Below are 22,173 nucleotides of genomic sequence, written 5' to 3'. Positions count from 1 at the left end.
GCGGGTCCGGTCCACGAGACTCGTATCCGTCGCCGGGCAACGGAACCGGCCGAGATCGCGGAGGGGGTCACGGTGGACGAGCGCTACGACAACTACTGCGCCGCGGACCGGATCTTCTACGACTCGCCGGGCAGCGCGGTCGCGCAGCCGGCGTTCGCCGCCGCCGGGCGGGACGTGCCGGCCGGCTGGCGTCGCGAACCGCTCGACGACTGGCTGATCCACGCGCCGGAGGGCGGCTCGCTGCCCCAGCAGGGCTGGAAGATCCACGTGTCGGCGACCCTCGACAACGCCGAGCGGGTGCTCGACGCGGTGTGGGACTACTGCGTGCCGCGCGGAATGTCGTTCAAGTTCCTGCGCGGGCCGCGCACCCTGCTGCTGCGCAACTCGAAGTACGCGTCGCGGTCGGCCAGCGGCAAGTTCGTCACCATCTACCCGCAGGACACCGCCGAGCTGGAGCTGGCCTGCAAGGAGCTCGACGCGCTGCTCGCCGGCGAGGCCGGGCCGTACATCCTCAGCGACCTGCGCTACGGCGCCGGGCCGGTGCACGTGCGCTACGGCGGCTTCGCCCGCCGCTACTGCCTCTCCCCGGACGGGCAGGTCGTCCCGGCGATCGCCGACGCCTCCGGCACCCTGGTGCCCGACCGCCGCGACCCGGTGTTCCACCTGCCCGACTGGGTGTCGCTGCCGGACTTCCTGGCCCCGCACCTGGCCGCCCGCAACGCCACCAGCACCACCGAGGTCCCCTACAAGATCGAGAAGGTCATCCACTTCTCCAACGGCGGCGGCCTGTACGTGGGCCGCGACCTGCGCACCGACGCCCAGGTGGTGCTCAAGGAGGCCCGCCCGCACGCCGGCCTCGACGCCGACGGCGTCGACGCGGTGGCCCGGCTGGCCCGGGAGGCCGCCGCGCTGCGCCGGCTCGCCGACCTGCCCCAGGTGCCCGCCGTGCACGACGAGTTCGCCATCGGCGACCACCGGTTCCTGGCCCTGGAGTTCGTCGAGGGCCGGTCGCTGAACAAGGTGGTCGTCGAGAAGTACCCGCTGATCGACTCCGACGCCACCGACGCCGACCGGGCCGAGTACGCCCGCTGGGCGCGCGACGTCCTCACCCAGGTCGAGGCGATCGTCGGCGCGATCCACGAACGCGGCCTCGTCTACGGCGACCTGCACCTGTTCAACATCATGGTCCGCCCCGACGGCCGGGTGGCCCTGGTCGACTTCGAGGTCGCCGCCCCGATCGAGGGGCACCGCCGCCCCGGCCTGCGCAACCAGGGGTTCGCCGCGCCGAACGACCGCACCGGCCCCGCCGTCGACCGGTACGCGCTGGCCTGCCTGCGCCTGGCCCTGTTCCTGCCGCTGACCCAGCTCGTCCGGCTCGCCCCGGACAAGGCCGCCCACCTCGCCGACGTCGTCGCCGAGCACTTCCCGGTGCCCCGCGAGTGGCTGGCCGAGGCGGTCGCCGAGATCACCGGCGCCGGCCGACGCGAGGACGCCGGCAGCGACGGGGACACCGTGACCAGTCGCGCACAGGCGGGCGGCGACGACGCCTTCGACGCGACCGGCGACTGGCCCGGCACGCGTCGGCGGATCAGCACCGCGATCCTCGCCAGCGCCACGCCGCAGCGCGACGACCGGCTCTTCCCCGGCGACATCGAGCAGTTCCGCAGCGGCGGGCTCAACCTGGCCCACGGCGCGGCCGGGGTGCTGCACGCCCTCGCCGTCAGCGGCGCGGGCCGGTTCCCCGAGCACGAACAGTGGCTCGTGCGGCGGGCCACCGCCCCGGCGTCGGGCACCCGGATCGGCTTCTACGACGGCCTGCACGGGGTGGCGTACGCGCTGGAGCACCTGGGCCGCCGCGCCGACGCCCTCGACGTCCTCGACGTCTGCCTGCGCCAGCCCTGGAACGAGCTGGACCTGAGCCTGGCCAACGGCCTGTCCGGCATCGCCCTGAACCTCGCCGAGCTGGCCGGGCGCACCGGGGAGACCGCGCTGCGCGCCGCCGCCGACGAGGTCACCGCCGCCGTGCTCGACCGGCTCGCCGACGACCCCGGCCCGGACATCAGCGGCGGCCGGAATCCGTACGCTGGTCTGCTGCGCGGGCGCACCGGGGCGGCGCTGCTGCTGGTGCGGATGCACGAGCTGACCGGCGACCCGGCGCTGCTGGAGCACGCCGCCACCGCGCTGCGGCAGGACCTGCGCCGGTGCGTGGTGCGCCCGAACGGGGCGCTGGAGGTCAACGAGGGCTGGCGCACCATGCCGTACCTCGGGCAGGGCGGCGTCGGCATCGGCCTGGTCCTCGACCAGTACCTCCGCCACCGCGCCGACGAGCGCTTCGCCGAGGCCAGCGCCGGGGCACGCCGGGCCGCCCGGTCCCCGTTCTACGCCCAGTCCGGCCTCTTCGCCGGCCGGGCCGGGATCATCGCGTACCTGGCGACGCTCCCCGACGCGGAGAGCCGCCGCGAGCTGGACGCGCAGCTGCGCCGGCTCGGCTGGCACGCCCTGCCGTACGGCGGCGGGACCGCCTTCCCCGGCGAGCAGCTGCTGCGGCTCTCCATGGACCTGGGCACCGGCGCCGCCGGGGTGCTGTTCGCGCTGGCCTGCGCGCGGCACGACGAGCCGGCGACCCTGCCCTTCCTCGCGCCGCTGGCCGGCGCGCCCGAACTCCCCCGCAGCGGCGGGGGCGGTCACGACCCGCTACCCGACGGGGGGAGGTGATTCGACATGGCACTCCTGGACCTCCAGGGCCTCGAGCTGGCCCCGGCCGACCGCACCAGCGGCGACTCCCGGGCGAGCCTGCTGCTCTGCGGCGACAGCGGCCTCTCCGTCACCACCTGCAACTGACCCCATCCACCGCACCATCTCCGAAAGGACTGATCAACATGGCGCTCCTCGACCTCCAGGGCCTCGAGATGGCCCCGGCCGACCGCACCGGCGGCGGCTCCAGCGCGAGCCTGCTGCTCTGCGGCGACAGCGGCCTCTCCGTCACCACCTGCAACTGACCCAGGCCGTTCCGCGGCGCCCCGGGTGGACAGACGTGTCCGCCCGGGGCCGCCCGCCGTTATGCGGGGAGGCACGATGCTCAGGGGCGACGGGCCGTTCCGCCAGGCCGCCCGCGACGCCGGGGGCTGGGCCTGGGCGCTGGGCGCGGTCACCCTGGCCGGCGCCGTCGCCGAGCTGCTGCTGCCGGCGGCGCTCGGGCTCGCCGTCGACGCGGCCCTGACCGGTGGGAGCCGCTGGTGGCCGGTGGCCGTCTGCGCCCTGGTCGCCGTGCTCGTCGCCACCGACACCCTCGGCGACCTGGCCGGCGGCTACGGGGCCGCCCGTGCCACCGCCCGGCTACGCGGCCGGCTGCTGCGGCACCTGTTCGCCCTCGACGTGCGCGCCGCCCGCCGACACCCGGTGGGCGACCTGGTGGGCCGGCTGGTCGGGCAGGCCGCCGACGCCGGCCAGGCCGGCAACACGGTCGTGCTGGGCGCGATCGCGCTGCTGCCCCCGCTGGGCAGCGTCGTCGCGCTGACCCTGATCGAGCCGGCGCTGGGGATCACCCTGCTCGCCGGCCTCGTGCTGCTCGCCGGCCTGATGCGCGCGTTCGTCACCGACGCGTCGGCCGCCACCGCCGGCTACCAGAAGGCCCTGAACCGGATCGCCGGCCGGCTGCTGGAGTCCCTCGCGGGCGCGCGGACCATCGCCGCCGCCGGGACCCGGCGACGGGAGCAGGCCCGGGTGCTCGCCGCCCTGCCGGAGCTGGGCGGGTACGGCCGGCGCGGCTGGGAGCTGCTGGCCCGCGCCAGCGCCCGCACCGCCGCCGTCGCGCCGCTGCTGCAACTGGCCGTGGTCGCCGTCGGCGGGTACGCCCTGACGGCCGGCTGGCTCACCCCCGGCCAGCTCGTCTCGGCGGTCCGCTACGCGGCGACCGGGGCGGGGCTGGGCGCGGTGCTGGCCACCCTGAACCGGCTCGTGCGCAGCCGCTCCGGGGCCGCCCGGGTCGCCGAACTGCTCGCCCTGCCCGCGCCGGCCGACGGCGACGCCCCGCTGCCGCCGGGCGCCGGGGCGCTGCGGCTGCACGGTGTGACCGTGCACGGCGACGACGGCCGGCCCGTCCTCGACAACGTCGACCTGGACGTGCCGGCCGGCGTGACGGTGGCGGTGGTCGGCCCCTCCGGCGCCGGCAAGTCCACCCTCGCCGCCGTCGCCGGTCGGCTGCACGACCCCGACGCCGGTCAGGTGCGGCTCGACGGGGTGCCGCTGCCCCGGCTCGACCCGGCCGAGCTGCGCCGCGCCGTCGGCTACGCCTTCGACCGGCCTGCCCTGGTCGGCGCGACCGTGCACGACGCGGTCGGCCTGGCGTTGCCCCCGCAGCAGGCCGCGCCCCCGGCCGACGGCTCCCCGGCGACGGTCGCCGTGCGGCGGGCCGCCGAGGCGGCGGCCGTGGACGACGTCGTCGCCCGGCTCCCGCAGGGCTTCCGCACCCCGCTGGCCGACGCGCCGTTCTCCGGTGGTGAGGCGCAGCGCCTCGGGCTGGCCCGGGCGTTCGCCGGGGCGCGGCGGCTGCTGATCCTCGACGACGCCACGTCCAGCCTGGACACCGTCACCGAGCACCGGATCTCCCGGGCGGTGAGGGGCGGGCCGGGCGGGCGTACCCGCCTCGTGGTCACCCACCGGGCCGCCACGGCGGCGGCGGCCGACCTGGTGGCGTGGCTCGACGGCGGGCGGCTGCGGGCCGTCGCCCCGCACTCCCGGCTCTGGGCCGACCCGGCGTACCGGGCGGTCTTCCGCACCGACGGGGAGGCCGGGTGAGCGCCCGGGGCGGCCGCGCGGGCACGGCCGGGGTGGGGCGCGCGACGTGGGCGGCGCTGCGCGCCCGGCGCGCGGCCGTGGCGCGGCTGGCCGGCTGGTCGGCCGTGGAGGCGCTGCCGGCGCTGCTGTCGGGGGCCCTGGTGGCGCGGGCCGTCGACGGGGGCTTCCTGGCCGGGCGGCTCGGCACGGGGCTCGGCTGGCTGGCGGCGCTGGGCGCGGCGGTGCTCGTCGGGGCGGTAGCGACCGGCCGGACGTACCGCAGCCTCGGCGCGGTGGTCGAACCGTTCCGCGACGACCTCGCCGCCCGGGTGGTCCGGGCCGCCCTGCACGACGCGACCCGGCCCGGCGGACGCCCGGACAGCGCCGCCGCGGCCCGGCTGACGCACCAGGTGGAGCTGGTCCGCGACACCTTCGCCGGCCTGCTCCTGGTGACCCGGGGGTTCCTCTTCGCCGCCGGCGCGGCCCTGATCGGGCTGCTCGCCCTCGACCCGGTGGTCGCGGCGCTGGTAGGCGCGCCCCTCGTCGCGGGGCTGGTGGTGTTCCTCGCCGCGCTCCCGGCGATGGCGGGGCAGCAGCGCCGGTACGTGCGCGCCGGGGAGGAGCTGGGGCGGGCCGCCTCCACCGCGCTGACCGGGCACCGCGACGTGCGGGCCTGCGGCGCGGCCGGGCGGGTCGTCGCCGACGTGGGCGCGCGGGTGGCCGACCAGGCCGCCGCCGAGCGCACGCTGGCCCGGATGTCCGCCGTGCGCAGCCTCAGCCTCGGCCTCGGCGGCTGGCTGCCGCTGGCGGTGCTGCTGCTCGCCGCGCCCTGGCTGGTCGACCGGGGTCTCACCGCCGGGGCGGTGCTCGGCGCGCTGGTGTACGTCTCCACCGGCGTCCAGCCCGCCCTGCACGCGCTGGTGCAGGGCGTCGGGGGCGGCGGGCTGCGCTACGTGGTCACCCTCGACCGCATCCTGCGGGCCTGCCCCGACGAGGCGGGCGGGACGCCCGTGGGGCGGCCCGACGCCACCCCCGTCCCGGCCGACGCCGAGCCGCCCGCCGTCTGCGCCCGGCGGCTGACGTTCCGGTACGGCGTCGCGGCGCGGCCGGTGCTCGAGGACGCGGGCGTGACGCTGGCCGCCGGGGAGCACCTCGCCGTGGTCGGGCCCAGCGGGGCGGGCAAGTCCACCCTGGCCGCGCTGCTGTCCGGGCTGCTCGCGCCGCAGGCCGGCACCGTACGCCTCGGCGGGGTCCCGGTCGCCGACGCCCCGCCCGAGGCCCTGGCCCGGCTGCGGGCGTTGGTGCCGCAGGAGGCGTACGTCTTCACGGGGTCACTCGCCGACAACCTGCGCTACCTGCGGCCGGACGCCGACGACGCCACGGTCGCCGCCGCCCTCGACGCCCTCGGTGCGAGCCCGCTCGCCGCCCGGCTCGGCGGGCTGGCCGGGGAGGTGGAACCGGCGGCGCTCTCGGCCGGCGAACGGCAACTGATCGCGGCGGTGCGGGCGTACCTCTCCCCCGCCCCGCTGGTGCTGCTCGACGAGGCGACCTGCCACCTGGACCCGGCCGCCGAGGCGCGGGTCGAGGAGGCCTTCGCCCGACGCCCGGGCACGCTGGTCGTGATCGCCCACCGGATCAGCTCGGCCGTGCGGGCCCGCCGGGTGCTGGTGCTCGACGGCGCACGGCCGGTGGTCGGCACCCACGAGGAGCTGCTGGCCCGGTCGGCGACGTACCGGGAACTCGTCGGCCACTGGGACGACCGGCCGGCCGCCGCCGCCGCCCGGAGCTGACCGCCCCGGGCGGCTGCGGGCCGGGCCGGCCTCAGATCCAGCCGGACTCGCGGGCGAACCGGACCGCCTCGATCCGGGTGCGGGCCCCGGTCTTGCGGGCGATCCGCCCCAGGTGGTTGCGGACGGTGCCGCAGGACAGCCGCAGCGACCCGGCCACCTCGGCGACCGGTGCGCCGGCGGCGGTCAGCCGCAGCACCTCGGTCTCCCGGGCGGTCAGCGGGCAGTCGGCGGCGAGCGCCGCCATGACGAGCTCGGCGTCGACCACCGACTCCCGGCGGGCGAGGCGGCGGACCCCGTCGACCACCCGCTGAGGCGCGACGTCGCTGGCGAGGATGCCGACGGTGCGCCCGGGGGCGAAGACCCCGTGCAGGCCCCGGGCGCGGCGCGGGTCGGCGAGCACCAGCAGCGGGCACGGCTGTGCCGTCGCCGGGCCCACCACCGCCGGGGTCTCGTTGATCAGATCGAAATCCACCACGGCGACGTCCGGCCGGCCGGCGCGGAGCGCCCGCTCGACCGCGTCGCCGCGGCCCACCTCCCCCACCACGTGGATGTCCTCCTCGGCTGCGAGGACGAGCGACAACGCGCCCCGGACCAGGGCACCGTCCAGGGCGAGCAGGGTACGGATCACGTTGGACCTCTCCCAGGCGTCTCGGCGCATCACAGATCGTGAACATTCAAACACGAATTACAATGCGTCGCTCGATCGGCGAACGGGGTACCGGATCGCCTCGTCGGTACCCCGTCCGGGGTCGTTACAACCATCCCTCCCGTTGCGCCACCCGGACCGCCTCCATGCGGTTGCGGGCCCCCGTCTTGTGCAGGATCGCCGAGAGGTGGTTGCGCACCGTCCCGTGGGCCAGGTAGAGCCGGCGGGCGATCTCCTTCAGCGGCACGCCCTCGGCGGCCGCCCGCAGCACCTCCTGCTCCCGGCGGGTGAGCGGGTTGACCGGCGGGCTGAGCACCGCGACGGCGGCGGACGGGTCGATCACCCGTTCCCCGGCGGCCGTGGTGCGCACGGCGCGGACCAGCTCCGACAGCGCGACGTCCTTGCTGACCAGCCCGCGCGCCCCGGCGGCCAGGGCGGCCTCGACCAACGGCGGGCTCCACCGGTGGCTCATCGCCAGCACGGCCGTCCCCGGCGCCTCGACGACCACCTTGGCCACCACCTCCGCCGACTCGGGAAACTCCGGCTTCAGGTCCAGCACCAGCACGTCGGGGCGTTCCCGGCGCAGCACCGACCACAGCTCGCCGACGTCGGCGGCGTCGGCGATCACCTCGATGTCCTCCTCGCTCGACAGCGCGGCGCACAGCGCGCTGCGCAGCAGTCCCATGTCCTCGGCCACGACGACGTGGATCACCACGGATCTCCGATCTCGGGTACGCGGCACGTCGCCCCGGCCACGCCGGCTCGGGGGAGGGCGGGGTGGGGTTCGGTGCGCGCGGAACGGGCGGCGTCGGCCCACGGCGGTCCCTGGTGGACGCCCGCAGGCCCCGTACGGCCACGTCGGCGGTGCGGCACGGCACGGGGCCGTGGACCGCGGGACGGGCCCTGCCGAGACTCAGCCGGGACGGGCGGCGACCCCCGGAGCCCGGCTCTGGGCCGAGACCGGCGGGCGGGCGGTGCGGTGCCGGCCGGCGGCGCGCACCGACGAACGCGAGGCGTCGGCCGCGGCGGGCGTGGGCCCGGACCCGGTGCGCAGATCGTCGGCGCGGTCGCCCGTGGGCGACACGGGCCGGCCCGGGCCACCCGCCGACGTCGGCCCCGCCGCCGCCCGGACGGAGGCGGACGACGAATCCGACGACGCGCCGGCCGGGGCGGCCGGCCACGCCGCCAGGAACGTCCCGGCCGGGGCCTCGGCCGCGCCGCCGGACCGCCCGGACGGGATCACGGACCGCGCTTCACCACCGGGGACCGCCGCCGGGGCGTCCACCGGGTCGACCGGCCCGCCCCCGGGTGCCGGCCCCGCCCGGGGCGGCGCGGACACCGCCGGGTCGGCGGGATCGGACGGGACCAGGGGCGGCATCGGCAGCACCCGCGGAAGCAGGTTGCCCACCAGGCCCAGGACCGGGGCCACGAGATGCTGGTCGAGCCCGGAGAGAGCCGAGGCGAGCAGGGCGCCGAGGGAGCTCGTCAGGCCACCGACGACCTGCGGCAGGCAGTGCGCGAGCCGCCCGTCGCCGACCCGACCCGACCCGACGGACGGCACCGCCGCAGCGGGGTCGGTGGGCGGGACCGCGGGGTGCTGCGGCGCCCCGTCCGGCGCGGCCGGTCCGCCCGGCGCGACCGCGACCCCGCCGGGCGACGTGCCCGGACCGGCCGGGCCGCCAGGGACGGGGGTGACGGCGGCGGGCCGGCCCGCCGCCGACCCGGGCTCGGCCGGCCCGGGTGGCACGGCCCCGGCCGGCGCGCCCGGCTCTGAGGGCCTGCTCGGCGCAGACGGCTCGGGCGGCCTGCTCGGCGCATCCGGCTCGGCGGGCGCACCCGGCGGGGACGGCTCGGGATCGGCCGGGGCGGGCTTCGACGGGCCGGGATCCGACGGGCCGGGATCCGACGGGCCGGGATCGGTCGGGCCGGGGGTGGACGGGGCCGGGGTCGGCGGGGGCCGGAGCACCCCCCGGAGCGGGCCGGGACGCTCCCGGTCGGGCCGCGCGGAATCCCGCAGGGACGAGCCGGTACGCGGCCCGTCGGGCGACGCGAGGCCCGCCCGGCCGGCCTCGTCGGGGGCGGGAGCGCCGGCGGACGGGTCGGCGTGGCGGGGTGACCCCCGGCCCTCGTCCGCCGCCGCCGGGCCGGAGAACAGGACCGCCGTGACGATGCCCGCGCCCACCGCCGCCAGCAGCAGCCCGGCCAGCCGCCACGGTCGGGCCGCCCCGGGGGCCGGCGCGGCCCCGGCACGCCGCGGCGCCACGGCCACCACGGCCGGGACGGAGCGGACAGCGGGACAACGCACGCGGGCCGACCTCTCTGCTCGGAAGGCGTCGACACATGGTAGCCACGCTGTAACCCCCCTGCAGCGTCGTCGCGCGTCCGGTTTCCGACTGATCACGCGGGAGGTCAGTGGGGCGGAAGGTGGTCGCGGAGCGCGGCGAACTGGGCGACCGTGAGGTACGACGGATTGGCCGCCTGCGGCTGGCGGAGCACCTCCAGCCCGCCCAGCCGCGCGTCGGCGCGCAGCCGTCGCCGGGGCACCCGGTCGGGTTCGTCGAGGACGGTCAGGTCCAGCGGCACCGACCAGCCCCCGTCGCCGTCGACCACCGGCGGGGCGGCGACGCGGCCCACGCCCCAGACCCCGTACGGCAGCTGGCCCCGGCTACCGCTGGCCCACAGCACCACCGGCTGACCGGGGCGCATCAGCCGGGCCCGGTAGCCGGGGCGTACGCACCAGCTCTCGACCCGGGGGTCACGGCGGAACCGGGCGGCGAGGTCGACCCGGTCGGCGTTGCCCTTGACCAGCCACGCGCCCAGATCGTCGAGACTCACCCGTCGCTCGCTCATCCCGGCATTGTGCCCGCGCCGCGTGATCTCCGGCGCGGGTGTCGGCGAGGTGGCGGTATCCCCGCGCCCGCGATGCGGGCGACCCGCCGGACGGGACGGGTCGGGGCGTCAGCCGTCGAGCCAGCGGCGGATGCAGTGCAGCAGGTCCTCGGCGTCCACCGGCTTGGTGACGTAGTCGCTGGCGCCGGAGGTGATGCTCTTCTCCCGGTCGCCGCGCATCGCCTTGGCGGTGACCGCGATGATCGGCAGGTCCGCGTAGCGCGGCATGGCGCGGATCGCGGCGGTGGCCGCGTACCCGTCCATCTCGGGCATCATCACGTCCATCAGCACGAGGTCGATGTCGTCGTGGCGCATCAGCGTCTCGATGCCCTTGCGGCCGTTCTCGGCGTAGACCACGTCGAGGCCGTGCAGCTCCAGGATGTTGGTCAGGGCGAAGACGTTGCGGGCGTCGTCGTCGACCACCAGCACCTTGCGGCCGGCGAGGCCGACGCCGAAGCCCTCCCCGGGCGCGGCGGCCACGGGCAGGGGCCGGGCGAGGGGCACCACGTGCCCGGTGGCGTCCGCCGACAGGTGCAGCACGATCCGCTCCCGCAGGTCGTCCAGGCTGCCGAGGATCTCCAGTGGACGGTCGCCGGCCACCGCCCGCAGCAGCGCCTCCTGGCCGGCCGCCAGCGGGCGCGCGTGGTACGCCAGCACGGGCACGCCCCGGTACGCGGGGGCGTCGTGCAGCGCCCGCAGGAGCACCGCCCCGCTGTCGTCGGGCAGGTCGAGGTGGACGACCAGGCAGTGCTGCCGGCGCGCCGCGACGGCCTCCAGCGCAGCCGGGGCGTCCAGTGCGGTGGCGACCTCGACCGGCGGGCCGGCCAGCCCGGCCGTCACGCCGTGGACCAGCATGGTCAGCAGGCCCTTGTCGTGGTGTTCGAGGACGAGGACCCGCCGCAGCCCGGTTGGGGGCTCCACGGCCGGCGCCGCCCCCGGGTGCGGCCCGGCGGCCCGGTCGCGCTCCGCGCGGCCGGCGGGGGACGCGGCGGGCGGCGGAACGGTCGACGGGGCGGTTGGCGCGGCCGGGGGCGCGGGGGCGACCGGGCCGGTGAGCGTGGCCGGCAGGTAGAGCGTGAAGGTGCTGCCCCGGCCGAGGACGCTGCGCGCGGCGATCCGGCCGCCGAGCAGGTGGGCGATCTCCCGGCTGATCGACAGGCCCAGCCCGGTGCCGCCGTAGCGGCGGCTGGTGGTGCCGTCGGCCTGCTGGAACGCGTCGAAGATGGCGGTGAGGTGCTGCTCGGCGATGCCGATCCCGGTGTCGACGACCCGGAACGCCAGCACGGTCTCCCCGGGGGTGAACCCCTCCGGCAGCTCGTCGGGGCGGGCCCGCTCGATGCGCAGCTGCACCCGGCCCTGCTCGGTGAACTTGACCGCGTTGGAGACGAGGTTGCGCAGCACCTGCCGCAGCCGCTGCTCGTCGGTGTGCAGCCACTGCGGCACGTCCGGGCCGGTGCTGATGTCCAGCTCCAGGCCGCGCGGCGTGGTCAGCGGCCGGAACGTCGCGTCGACGTAGTCGCGCAGCTCGCTCAGCGCGAACGTCTCCGGGTTGACGTCCATCTTCCCCGCCTCGACCTTGGACAGGTCGAGGATGTCGTTGATGAGCTGGAGCAGGTCGGTGCCGGCGGAGTGGATGACGGTGGCGTACTCGACCTGCTTGGCGGTGAGGTTGCGGTTCGGGTTCTGCGCCAGCAACTGCGCCAGGATGAGCAGCGAGTTCAGCGGCGTACGCAGCTCGTGGCTCATGTTGGCGAGGAACTCCGACTTGTACTTCGAGGCCAGCGCGAGCTGCTGGGCGCGGGCCTCCAGCTCCTGACGGGCCTGCTCGATCTCCGAGTTCTTGGTCTCGATGTCGTGGTTCTGCCGGGCCAGCAGCGCCGCCTTGTCCTCCAGCTCGGCGTTGGAGCGCTGGAGCTCCTCGGAGCGGGCCTGCAACTCCTCGGAGCGGGCCCGCAGTTCGGCGGCGAGCCGCTGGGATTCGGTGAGCAGCACGTCGGTGCGGGCGTTGGCGACGATGGTGTTGACGTTGACGCCGATGGTCTCCATCAACTGGTCGAGGAAGTTGCGGTGCGTCTCGGTGAACCGGCTCATGCTGGCCAGCTCGATGACGCCGAGCACCTGGCCCTCGAAGGGGATCGGCAGCACCACCAGGTGCCGGGGCGTCGCCGCGCCGAGGCTGGAGGAGACGGTGACGTAGTCGGCCGGCACGGCGTCGACCACGATGGCCCGCCGGCTCGCGGCGGCCTGCCCGACGAGGGAGTCGCCGAGGGTGAACCGGCGGCCGGAGGCGCGGTGGCCGTACCCGCCGACCACCCGCAGGGTCGGCTCCCCGACGCCGTCCTCGACCAGCAGGAACGTGCCGAGCTGGGCGGAGACCAGCGGGGCCAGCTCGTCCATCACGAGCCCCGCGACGACCTCCAGGTCCCGGTGGCCCTGCATGAGGCCGGAGATCCGGGCCAGGTTGGTCTTGAGCCAGTCCTGCTCCTGGTTCATCCGGGTGGTCTCGCGCAGCGACTCCACCATGGAGTTGATGTTGTCCTTCAGCTCGGCCACCTCGCCGGAGGCGTCGACGGTGATCGATCGGGTCAGGTCACCGGTGGCCACCGCGCTGGTCACCTCGGCGATGGCGCGGACCTGCCGGGTGAGGTTGCCGGCCAGCTCGTTGACGTTCTCGGTGAGCCGCTTCCAGGTGCCGGAGACCCCCTCGACCTCGGCCTGGCCGCCGAGCCGGCCCTCGCTGCCCACCTCGCGGGCCACCCGGGTCACCTCGGCGGCGAACGACGACAACTGGTCCACCATCGTGTTGATGGTCGTCTTCAGCTCCAGGATCTCGCCCCGGGCGTCCACGTCGATCTTGCGGGTCAGGTCGCCCTGGGCCACTGCCGTCGTCACCTGGGCGATGTTGCGGACCTGGCCGGTGAGGTTGTTGGCCATCGAATTGACGTTGTCGGTGAGGTCCTTCCAGGTGCCGGCCACGTTGGGCACCCGGGCCTGCCCGCCGAGCCGCCCCTCCGTGCCGACCTCCCGGGCCACCCGGGTCACCTCGTCGGCGAACGCGCCCAGGGTGTCCACCATCGTGTTGATGGTCTGGGCCAGTACGGCGACCTCGCCCTTCGCCTCCACCGTGATCTTGCGGCTGAGGTCGCCCTGCGCGACGGCCGTGGCCACCAGCGCGATCGAGCGCACCTGGTTGGTGAGGTTGTTGGCCATCTCGTTGACGTTGTCGGTGAGGTCCTTCCAGGTGCCGCCGACGTTGGACACCCGGGCCTGCCCGCCGAGCCGCCCCTCCGTGCCGACCTCCCGGGCCACCCGGGTCACCTCGTCGGCGAACGCGGAGAGCTGGTCGACCATCGTGTTGATGGTCTCCTTCAGGGCCAGGATCTCGCCCCGGGCGTCCACGCGGATCTTCTGCGTCAGGTCGCCCTTGGCCACGGCCGTGGTGACCTCGGCGATGCTGCGCACCTGGGCGGTGAGGTTGTCGGCCATGACGTTCACCGACTCGGTGAGGTCCTTCCAGGTGCCGGAGACGCCCTTGACGTCGGCCTGCCCGCCGAGGCGGCCCTCCGTGCCGACCTCCCGGGCGACCCGGGTCACCTCGTCGGCGAACGACGACAACTGGTCCACCATCGTGTTGATGGTGCTCTTCAGCTCCAGGATCTCGCCGTGCGCCGTGACGGTGATCTTCTGCGACAGGTCGCCCCGCGCCACCGCCGTGGCGACCTGGGCGATGCTGCGGACCTGGTCGGTGAGGTTGCCGGCCATCGAGTTGACGGAGTCCGTCAGGTCCCGCCAGGTGCCGGCGACGCCGCTGACCTGCGCCTGGCCGCCGAGGCGGCCGTCGGTGCCGACCTCCCGGGCGACCCGGGTCACCTCGTCGGCGAACGACGAGAGCTGGTCCACCATCGTGTTGATGGTGCTCTTGAGCTCCAGGATCTCGCCCCGGGCGTCCACGGTGATCTTCTGCGACAGGTCGCCCCGCGCCACCGCCGTGGTCACCTGCGCGATGTTGCGGACCTGGCTGGTGAGGTTGCCGGCCATGAAGTTCACCGAGTCGGTGAGGTCCCGCCAGGTGCCGGCCACCCCGGGCACCTCGGCCTGCCCGCCGAGGCGGCCCTCGCTGCCGACCTCGCGGGCCACCCGGGTCACCTCGTCGGCGAACGCGGAGAGCTGGTCGACCATCGTGTTGATGGTGACCTTCAGCTCCAGGATCTCGCCGCGCACGTCCACGGTGATCTTCTGCGACAGGTCGCCCCGCGCCACCGCCGTCGCCACCTCGGCGATGTCGCGGACCTGGTCGGTGAGGTTGCCGGCCATGGCGTTGACGGAGTCCGTGAGGTCCTTCCAGGTGCCCGACACTCCCGGCACCTCGGCCTGCCCGCCGAGCTGCCCCTCGGTGCCCACCTCGCGGGCCACCCGGGTCACCTCGGAGGTGAACAGCGACAGCTGGTCGACCATGCCGTTGAAGACGGTGGCGATCTCGCCGAGCAGGCCGTCGCCGTCCTCCGGCAGCCGGGTGCCGAAGTCCCCGTCGCGCACCGCGGTCAGGCCCGCCAACAGCTGCCGCAACCCGGGATCGGTCACCGGGCCGGGGGGTGCGAGGGGCGTCCCGCCACCGTGCCGTGCCGCAGACCGCTCGACCATCGCTACCCCCGCACCGCGACCAGCCGGACGGCCCGCCCGTCCGGCAGCGACACCAAACCCGCGCAAGTATGCCCGGAAGGTCGCCCAAGCCGCATTGGGGGCGGCCGGCGGGTGCCCGCCGACGGATCGCCCCCCAGCGGATCGCCTGCCGACGGATCGCTTGCCGACGGATCGCTTGCCGACGGATCGCCACCGGCGGCGAGCCGCCGACCGGGTCGGGCCGACGGTCGGCGGCCGGGCAGGCCGTCAGCGACGGTCGGCCGCCGGGGTCGGCAGGCGGGCGCTGACCCAGGCGGTGGTGCCGCGGCCGTCGGCCCGGATCTCCAGCCCGTCGGTGAGCTGCTGGGCGAGCCACAGGCCACGGTGGCCGACCTCGTGGGGCGCGGGCAGGGCGACGCGTACGTCGCCGAGGCCGGGGCCGTCGTCGCCGATCTCGCAGGTGAGCAGGTCGCCGTCACGCCGCAGCCGCAGCCGGCCGCTGCCGCCGCCGTGCCGGACGACGTTGGTCACCAGCTCGTGCACCGCCAGCACGAAGTCCTCCAGGGCGACGTCGGCCAGCCCGGCCTCGCCGGCCGCGGCGGTGACGGCGTGGCGCAGGGCCGTCACCCGGTCGGCTCTGATGACCTCCGCCAACAGCGTCGCCCCGGCCCTCCCGCTGGACGCGCCGGCCCCCGCGCCGTCGCCGTCACCCCCACCGCTGCTCATGGCCGGACCGTACACGTACCGCCCCTGACGTGGGCGGGCCCGGGCGGTTTCCCACAGGTCAGGCCGCCGGGAGCCCGGCCATCAGCCGGATCTGCGCGGCGCGCGAGCGGGCGACGCGGTCGGCGAGGTCGCGCACCTCGGGGCCGACCGCCGCCGGCAGGTGCCGCCGGGCCAACGCGACGGCCGCGCGCTGGTGGGCCGTGAGCACCTCCACGAGTACGGCGTCGAACCGGCCCGGCGGCGCGGCGCGCAGCCGGGCCAGGTCGGGGTCGGCGGTCGCCGGCGCGTCGTGGGTGCCGCTGGCGCCCTGGGCATCGCCGGTGTCGTGGGTGTCGTGGTGCGGATGGTGGCCCGGCGATCCGGGTGCGTCGCCGTCCGGGGCCGCGGCCAGCCAGCGCCGCATGGTGGCCAGCTCGTCGGCCTCGGTCACGTCGACGGCGGCCACGAGGGTGCGCAGCTCGGCGTCGGTGATCCGCCCGGTGGCCGCGGCGGCGATCACCCGGGTCCGGTCGTGGTGGGCCACCATCGCCCGCAGGAACGGCACGTCGGCCGGGGCGGGGGCCGACACGGCCGGCGGGGCCGGCAGCGGGCCGCCCGACGGGGCCGGGGCGGGCGGCCCGGGGTCCGGCGCGCAGCCGGCGACGGCCAGGAGAGCGGCGAGCGCCAGCGCCGCCCGGCGGGAGCGCGGCCACCCCGCCCATCTCGGCCCCGTGCCCCCGGGCCGCACCCGCTGGCGGGTCAGAGCCGGGCCCACAGGGCGGGCACGTTCGGCGGCTCCCAGCCGGGCAGGGCGGTGTGGGCCTGCACGCACCGGTACGCCGCCCCGCCGTAGGTGACCTGGTCACCCACCCGGTACGCCTGACCGGCCGTCCAGGTGCCGCCCGGCGCGGGGGTGGTCGGCGCGGGGGTGGCCGTCCTCGTCGGCGACGGGGACGGCGTCGGGTTGGTGGGCGTGGGCGTGGGGGTGCCGCCGGTGCCGATCTGGAGGTCCACGCAGGAGTAGAACGCGTTGGCCGTGTCGGCGATGTTCCAGATGGCGAGCACCTTCTGCCGGCCCGACCAGCCGCCCAGGTTGACGGTGTGCGAGACGGTGGCGTCGGGCTGTCGCCCACCACCGTCGACGAGGGCGAGCCGGGTCCCGCCGATCCAGTACTCCCAGTTGCTGGTGGCATGCCGGGCGGTGTTGGTCCAGGTGAAGGTCACCGAGCTGCCGACGGGGGTGGCCGGCCAGCCCCGGGCGTCGTCGTCGAGGACGGCGAACTGGCCGATCCCGGCGCTGCAACTGCGCAGCCCCTTCGGGCCCTCGACGCTCTGCGGCTCGTACTTGATCTGACCGCAGTCGGGGACCCGGCCCTGGGCGCAGAGCGCCTGCCGGCTCGGCGGTCCCGACACGTAACCGTGCGCCTGGGCGGGCGCCGCGACGGCCAGGGAGGCGACGACGGCACCCGCCGACGCCAGCGGAAGGACGACCCTTCGACGCATGTGACGCTCCTTCGTTCGGGGCAGGCGTCGGCACACCGCGCCGAGCTGGTCCGATACGCCCACCAGCGACATGCAAGAAACATAAATTAAACTTTCTTAACAGTAAACCCCCGCCCCACCCCTCCCCCCTCCCCCGCCCCACCCCCGGTGATCAAGAGGTTTGCGTCAATACGGAGATCAACTCTGACGCTTTTCTCTTGATCACCGGCGCGGGGCGGGGCGGGGGGCGGGGCGGGGCGGGGGCGGGGCGGGGGCGGGGGGCGGGGCGGGGGACGTGGGCGGGCAGGTGGGGATGGGGTGGGGCATTGGTCGGGTGTGGCGTTCGGACAATTCATTCAGCTACCGCCGTAGGGACAGATAGTCGGTTCCGATCGGACAACACGCCATTGATGGCTGTTGACCAACTTTGCGCCCACCCGAAGGTGAAAAGGCTGCCTATCCGCTAGGGAATTGGAATTGCGGGGTCGGCATTCCGATCGACACACAATGCCGCCGGGACGCGCTGACCGAGGGTGATCGCCGCGAGGGCGAGCCGGTCGACGTCCGCCCAGCTCAACGATGCACCAGCAGGCCGGCTGCGGCGCGGCTGGCGACCGGCGGTCACCGTGCCCTTCCCCGACGGCCGGACGGAGCCCGCCGTGAACCAAAGACACGGGTTGACGGGCCGCACCCCCAAGGCAATCATGACTGTCACTGGGCGGCGATTGACGCGATTCCGGATCGACGAATTCTCCCACGTCAGTGGGGCTATTCGTGCTGTCCGCAGGACGCGCGCCGGCCACCGTTCCGCGGCCGGAGAAAAGCCGGCGGAACACCCGTCAGGAACGAGCGAGGAGTCCGCCGGTGAACGGGAACGACGAAGCTCCCGCGCCGCCCCGGCCACGGCCGGCGACGCGCCCTGATCGACCGGAGGACCGCCTCGCCCTGCACGGCGGCGCGCCCGTCCGGAGCACCCCCTGGCCCACCTACGACAAGGGCGCGGTCTTCGTCCACCCCGAGGACGAGGAGGCGGCCTGCCGGGCGGTGCGCAGCCACCTCTACTTCCGCTACGACCACCGCCCGCAGCACGAGACCGAGTGCGGCCGGTTCGAGGACGAGCTGTGCCGCTTCTTCGGCACCCGGCACGCGCTCGCCGTGTCCAGCGGCACCGCCGCCCTCGCCCTGGCCATCATGGCGGCGCGGGTGCCGCCGGGCTCCCTGGTCGCCTGCCCCGGGTTCACGTTCGTCGCCACGCCGAGCGCGATCGTCATGGCCGGCTGCCAGCCGTTCCTCGTCGAGGTGGACGAGGACCTGCGGATGGACCTCGACGACCTGCGCCGCCGCTGGCAGCCGGGGATCGGGGCGATCCTCGTGGTGCACATGCGCGGCTTCGCCGCCGACGCCGAGGCCCTCGCCGCGTTCGCCGCCGAGATGGGCGTGCCGCTGATCGAGGACGCGGTGCCCGCGCTCGGCGCGGAGCTGCGCGGGCGCAAGCTCGGCACGTTCGGGGCGGCGGGCGCGTTCAGCACCCAGTCGGACAAGGCGCTCAACTGCGGCGAGGGCGGCTTCCTGGTCACCGACGACACCGAGCTGTTCGCCCGCGCGGTGGCGCTGTCCGGGGCGTACGAGGGGCGGCTGCGGCGACACTTCCCCGACGCCGAGCCGCCGCTGACCGGCCTCGACCTGCCCCTGCTCAGCCTGCGCATGGACGAGATCCGCGCGGCGCTGCTGCGCGCCGAGATGGCCCGGCTGCCGCAGCGGCTGCGGCTGTTCCACCGCAACTACGACCGGGTCGCCGCCGCGCTGGCCGACGTGCCGGGCATCGCGATCCGCCGCCCGGTCGCCCCCGGGGCGTACCTCGGGGAGGCGTTCGTGTTCCGGGTGCCCGGCGGCGACGCGGGCTGGTTCGCCCGCGCGCTGTGCCGGGAGGGCATCGACGCGCGCAACATCGGCGCCGACGACGACCTCAACGTCCGCGCGTTCTGGAACTGGCGGTTCGCGTACGACACCGACGACGTCGACGTGATCCGGGCGATGCTGCCGCGCACCGCCGGCTACCTGCGCGAGGCCGTCGACGTGCCGCTGTCGTCGAACCTGACCACCGACGACTGCGACGACCTGGTGCGGGCGGTGCGCAAGGTGGCCGCCGCGCGGGACGCGGCACCCGTCGGGCCGCCGTCGGACGGGGCGGGGCCCGTGGTCGCGCCGGCCGGGGCGGCGGAGCCGGTGGGCCGATGACGGACGACCCCGGCCGCGCCGTGCCGCGCCCCGCCCTGGTCGGCATCTTCGGCGGGCTGTTCGCCGGCTACCTGGGCCTCACCGCCGTCATCCCGGTGCTGCCGGCGTTCCTGCGCGACCGGCACGCCGCCGGGGACCTGGTCGTCGGCCTGGTCGTCACGGTCACCGCCGGGACGGCGCTGCTCGTGCGGCCCGTCGCCGGTGCGCTGGCCGACCGGTACGGCCACCGCACCGTGATGCTCGTCGGCGCGCTCGTCGCGGCCCTGGGCGGGCTGCTCTACTTCCTGCCGCTCGCGGTGCCGGCGCTGGTGGCGGTGCGGCTGCTGCTCGGCGCGGGCGAGGCCGCCCTGTTCACCGCCGGGGCGGTGTGGACGGTGGCGCTCGCCCCGCACCACCGCCGGGGCCAGCTCATCGGCCTGTACGGGGTGAGCATGTGGGGCGGCATCTCCGCCGGCACCTTCCTCGGCGCGACGCTGCAACAGGTCTCCTTCACCGCCGTCTGGGCGCTCGCCGCCGCCGCTCCCCTGCTGGCCGCCGCCCTGATCGCCGTGGTCCCGGCGCCACACCGGGACCACGGGACCGCAGCGCCCGGGGAGCCCGGGACCGCAGCGCGCGGGAAATCCGGGGGCGGCGGTGGGCTGCTGCTGCGCCCGGCGCTGCTGCCCGGCACGGCGCTCGCCCTCGGCGCCGCCGGGTACGCCGGCCTGGCCGCGTTCGTCGTGCTGCACCTGGACGCGCGCGGCATCGGCTCCGGCGTGCTGGTGCTGAGCTGCTTCAGCGCCGTGTACGCCGGCACCCGCCTGGTCATCGGCCATCTGCCCGACAAGCTGGGCCCCCGCCGGGTGGCGGCCTGGTCGGCGGCCGGCGAGGCGGTCGGCCTGACGATCGTCGCGCTCGCGCCGAACCTGCCCGTCGCCGTGGCCGGGGGCGTGGTCACCGGCGTCGGCTTCTCGCTGCTGCACCCGTCGCTGGCGCTGATGGTGATGAACCGGGCCGAGCCGACCCGGCAGGGGGCGGCCATCGGGGCGTACACCTCGTTCTGGGATCTGGGGCTCGCCGTGTGGGGGCCGGTGACGGGCCTGGTAGCGGCGCGGCTCGACTACCCGGCCGTGTTCGGCGTCGGCGCGGCCTGCGCCGTCGCGGCGGCGGCCATGGCGGCGTGGATCGGCCGCCCGGCGGCCGGCGCGGGCGGCACCGGGATGTCCGGTAGCGAACGGACGGAGGCCCGCGCGGCATGAGCGACCTGACGGTCCTGTGCGTCACCGGCTGGTGCCGCAACGGCAGCACCATCATCGGCAACGTCCTCAACGAGGTGCCCGGCTTCTTCCACGTCGGCGAGCTGCACTTCCTGTGGAAGAACTCCACCGGCCGGGGCGTCAACGGGCTGTGCGGCTGCGGCCGGGAGCTGACCGCCTGCGACATCTGGTCGCGGGTGCTGCCCGTCGGGCGGCCCGCCGGCCTGTCGGCCGACGCGCACGCCGAACAGGTGATCGGCCGCCAGCGGTCCCGGGTCCGCACCCGGCACACCTGGCGGGTGCTGCGCCGGGGCCTGTACGACGACGAGATCCGCGCCCACGCCGAGCTGATGGGCCGGGTCTACCGGGCGGTCGCCGAACGCACCGGCGCGCACACCATCGTGGACACCACGAAGATCCCCGGGGAGGCGGCCCTGCTGGCGCACCTGCCCGGGATCACCCCGTACTACGTGCACCTGGTGCGCGACCCGCGCGCCGTGGCGCACTCCTGGCGGGAGCCGAAGCAGTACGTGTACGCGATGTCGGCCGCCAGGAGCACCGCGTACTGGCACGGGTTCAACTTGGCCTCGGCGGCGATCACCCGGCGGCACCCGCAGCGCTCGACCCTGCTGCGCTACGAGTCGTTCGCCGCCGACCCGGCCGGCACGGTCGACGCGCTGCTGCGGCTGTGCGGGGCCGACCCGGCCGGCAACCCGGTGCGCGGGCGCACCGTCGAGCTGGGCACCAACCACACGGTGACCGGCAACCCCGACCGGTTCCGCAGCGGCCCGACTGTGATCCGCGACAGCGACGAGGCGTGGCGGCGCACCCTGTCGGCCGCCGACCGGCTGGCCGCCACCGCCCTGGCCCAGCCCCTGTTCACCCGCTACGGCTACCGGTCGGCCGGGGCGGGCCGGCTGTCACCGACCGGCGGAAGGTAGGAGACGTGGATCTGGGGCTCACAGGACGGGTGGCGCTCGTCGCCGGCGGGTCCAGCGGCATCGGGCTGGCCTGCGCGAAGGAGTTCGCCGCCGAGGGCGCGCACGTGGCGATCTGCGGCCGGGACCCGGACCGGCTCGCCGCCGCCGAGCGGGAGCTGGCCGGGGTGGCGAAGGGCCGGGTCAGCGCCACCGCGGTGGACGTCACCGACGCCGACGCGCCCCGCCGCTGGGTCGACGGGGTGGCCGCCGACCTCGGCGCGGCGCACGTCCTGCTGGTCAGCGGCGGCAGCCCGCCGATCGGCCCGGCCACCCTGTTCGAGACGGCCGACTACCGGGCCGCCGTCGACCGGGTGCTGCTGCCGGCCGTCGGGCTGGCCCTCGCGGCGCTGCCGCACCTGCGCGCCGCCGGCTGGGGGCGGCTCATCTTCGTCGCCTCGGAGACCGCCGCCGTGCCGATCGCCCCGCTGCTGCTGTCCGGGGTGACCCGGGCCGCCCTGGTCCGCTTCGCCCAGGGCCTCGCCGTGGACGTGGCCCGCGACCGGATCACCGTCAACGTGCTCGCCCCCGGCTCGGTGCGCACCCCGCCGATGGAGCGGGCCGCCGCCCGGCTCGCCGGCGACGACGGCGACGTCGAGGGGCAGCTCGCCGCCATGGGCCACCACAGCGCGCTGGGCCGGCTGGCCCGCCCCGAGGAGGTCGCGGCGATGGCCGCGTTCCTGGCCAGCGAGCGGGCCTCGTTCGTCACCGCCGGGGTGCACCTGGTCGACGGCGGCGCGAGCGCCACCGGACCGGACCTGCCGCACCTCACCGGCGTCCGGAAGGACACCTACGCCTGAGATCCCCATCCCGGC

Annotated in this window: 17 protein-coding genes; 9 read left to right on the top strand and 8 right to left on the bottom strand. The window is 76.2% G+C overall.

The window, feature by feature from the left end; translation table 11 throughout:
* Positions 1 to 72 precede the first annotated feature (72 nt).
* The 5 genes from lanKC to O7628_RS26795 all read left to right on the top strand — a co-directional run bounded on the left by lanKC (position 73) and on the right by O7628_RS26795 (position 6,566).
* Positions 73 to 2,715, top strand: a complete 2,643-nt coding sequence (gene lanKC, locus O7628_RS26815; RefSeq protein ID WP_278134756.1) for a class III lanthionine synthetase LanKC — start codon at positions 73 to 75, stop codon at positions 2,713 to 2,715.
* Between the two features lie 6 nt (positions 2,716 to 2,721).
* Positions 2,722 to 2,841 carry a SapB/AmfS family lanthipeptide gene (locus O7628_RS26810; RefSeq protein WP_074476205.1) on the top strand — a complete coding sequence of 40 codons (120 nt, stop codon included), beginning with the start codon at positions 2,722 to 2,724 and terminating at the stop codon, positions 2,839 to 2,841.
* A 38-nt stretch (positions 2,842 to 2,879) separates the two neighbouring features.
* Positions 2,880 to 2,999: a SapB/AmfS family lanthipeptide gene (locus O7628_RS26805; protein ID WP_043963346.1), complete on the top strand. Its 120-nt coding sequence runs from the start codon at positions 2,880 to 2,882 to the stop codon at positions 2,997 to 2,999.
* A 76-nt stretch (positions 3,000 to 3,075) separates the two neighbouring features.
* Positions 3,076 to 4,797, top strand: coding sequence for an ABC transporter ATP-binding protein (locus O7628_RS26800; protein ID WP_278134751.1), 1,722 nt, complete (start codon positions 3,076 to 3,078; stop codon positions 4,795 to 4,797).
* Positions 4,794 to 6,566: an ABC transporter ATP-binding protein gene (locus O7628_RS26795; protein ID WP_278134750.1), complete on the top strand. Its 1,773-nt coding sequence runs from the start codon at positions 4,794 to 4,796 to the stop codon at positions 6,564 to 6,566. The genes O7628_RS26800 and O7628_RS26795 overlap by 4 nt, the downstream gene beginning before the upstream one ends.
* A 31-nt stretch (positions 6,567 to 6,597) precedes the next feature.
* Here the strand turns inward: O7628_RS26795 and O7628_RS26790 are convergent, their stop codons facing one another.
* From O7628_RS26790 to O7628_RS26755, 8 genes are all read right to left on the bottom strand, one after another.
* A complete protein-coding gene (locus tag O7628_RS26790) occupies positions 6,598 to 7,194 on the bottom strand; it encodes a response regulator transcription factor (protein WP_074476207.1) in 597 nt (198 codons plus the stop codon).
* 124 nt (positions 7,195 to 7,318) lie between these two features.
* Positions 7,319 to 7,924, bottom strand: coding sequence for a response regulator transcription factor (locus O7628_RS26785; RefSeq protein ID WP_074476269.1), 606 nt, complete (start codon positions 7,922 to 7,924; stop codon positions 7,319 to 7,321).
* Between the two features lie 201 nt (positions 7,925 to 8,125).
* Positions 8,126 to 9,517, bottom strand: a complete 1,392-nt coding sequence (locus O7628_RS26780) for a hypothetical protein (RefSeq protein WP_278134747.1) — start codon at positions 9,515 to 9,517, stop codon at positions 8,126 to 8,128.
* Between the two features lie 104 nt (positions 9,518 to 9,621).
* On the bottom strand, positions 9,622 to 10,062 hold the full coding sequence (locus O7628_RS26775; RefSeq protein ID WP_278134746.1) for a hypothetical protein: 441 nt from the start codon (positions 10,060 to 10,062) through the stop codon (positions 9,622 to 9,624).
* A gap of 108 nt (positions 10,063 to 10,170) precedes the next feature.
* Positions 10,171 to 14,682: a HAMP domain-containing protein gene (locus O7628_RS26770; protein ID WP_278134744.1), complete on the bottom strand. Its 4,512-nt coding sequence runs from the start codon at positions 14,680 to 14,682 to the stop codon at positions 10,171 to 10,173.
* Positions 14,683 to 14,988: 306 nt separating this feature from the next.
* Positions 14,989 to 15,447 carry an ATP-binding protein gene (locus O7628_RS26765; RefSeq protein ID WP_278134742.1) on the bottom strand — a complete coding sequence of 153 codons (459 nt, stop codon included), beginning with the start codon at positions 15,445 to 15,447 and terminating at the stop codon, positions 14,989 to 14,991.
* Positions 15,448 to 15,505: 58 nt separating this feature from the next.
* Positions 15,506 to 16,201 carry a DUF305 domain-containing protein gene (locus tag O7628_RS26760; RefSeq protein ID WP_278134740.1) on the bottom strand — a complete coding sequence of 232 codons (696 nt, stop codon included), beginning with the start codon at positions 16,199 to 16,201 and terminating at the stop codon, positions 15,506 to 15,508.
* A complete protein-coding gene (locus O7628_RS26755) occupies positions 16,186 to 16,929 on the bottom strand; it encodes a lytic polysaccharide monooxygenase (RefSeq protein WP_278134738.1) in 744 nt (247 codons plus the stop codon). The genes O7628_RS26760 and O7628_RS26755 overlap by 16 nt, the downstream gene beginning before the upstream one ends.
* 843 nt (positions 16,930 to 17,772) lie before the next feature.
* Between O7628_RS26755 and O7628_RS26750 the strand changes: the two genes are divergently transcribed.
* Genes O7628_RS26750 through O7628_RS26735 form a run of 4 tightly spaced genes read left to right on the top strand, consistent with a single transcriptional unit; the run spans position 17,773 to position 22,158 of the window.
* Positions 17,773 to 19,146 carry an aminotransferase class I/II-fold pyridoxal phosphate-dependent enzyme gene (locus O7628_RS26750; protein WP_278134736.1) on the top strand — a complete coding sequence of 458 codons (1,374 nt, stop codon included), beginning with the start codon at positions 17,773 to 17,775 and terminating at the stop codon, positions 19,144 to 19,146.
* Positions 19,143 to 20,384: an MFS transporter gene (locus O7628_RS26745; protein WP_278134733.1), complete on the top strand. Its 1,242-nt coding sequence runs from the start codon at positions 19,143 to 19,145 to the stop codon at positions 20,382 to 20,384. The genes O7628_RS26750 and O7628_RS26745 overlap by 4 nt, the downstream gene beginning before the upstream one ends.
* Positions 20,381 to 21,322, top strand: coding sequence for a sulfotransferase (locus O7628_RS26740; RefSeq protein ID WP_278134731.1), 942 nt, complete (start codon positions 20,381 to 20,383; stop codon positions 21,320 to 21,322). The genes O7628_RS26745 and O7628_RS26740 overlap by 4 nt, the downstream gene beginning before the upstream one ends.
* Positions 21,323 to 21,327: 5 nt before the next feature.
* Positions 21,328 to 22,158 carry an SDR family oxidoreductase gene (locus tag O7628_RS26735; protein WP_278134730.1) on the top strand — a complete coding sequence of 277 codons (831 nt, stop codon included), beginning with the start codon at positions 21,328 to 21,330 and terminating at the stop codon, positions 22,156 to 22,158.
* The last annotated feature ends 15 nt before the right edge of the window (positions 22,159 to 22,173 follow it).

Origin of the sequence: Micromonospora sp. WMMD956 (assembly GCF_029626125.1) — a bacterium.
In the GTDB taxonomy this organism is placed as follows: Bacteria; Actinomycetota; Actinomycetes; order Mycobacteriales; family Micromonosporaceae; genus Micromonospora; species Micromonospora carbonacea.
This window is presented reverse-complemented; position numbering and strand designations above follow the sequence as displayed.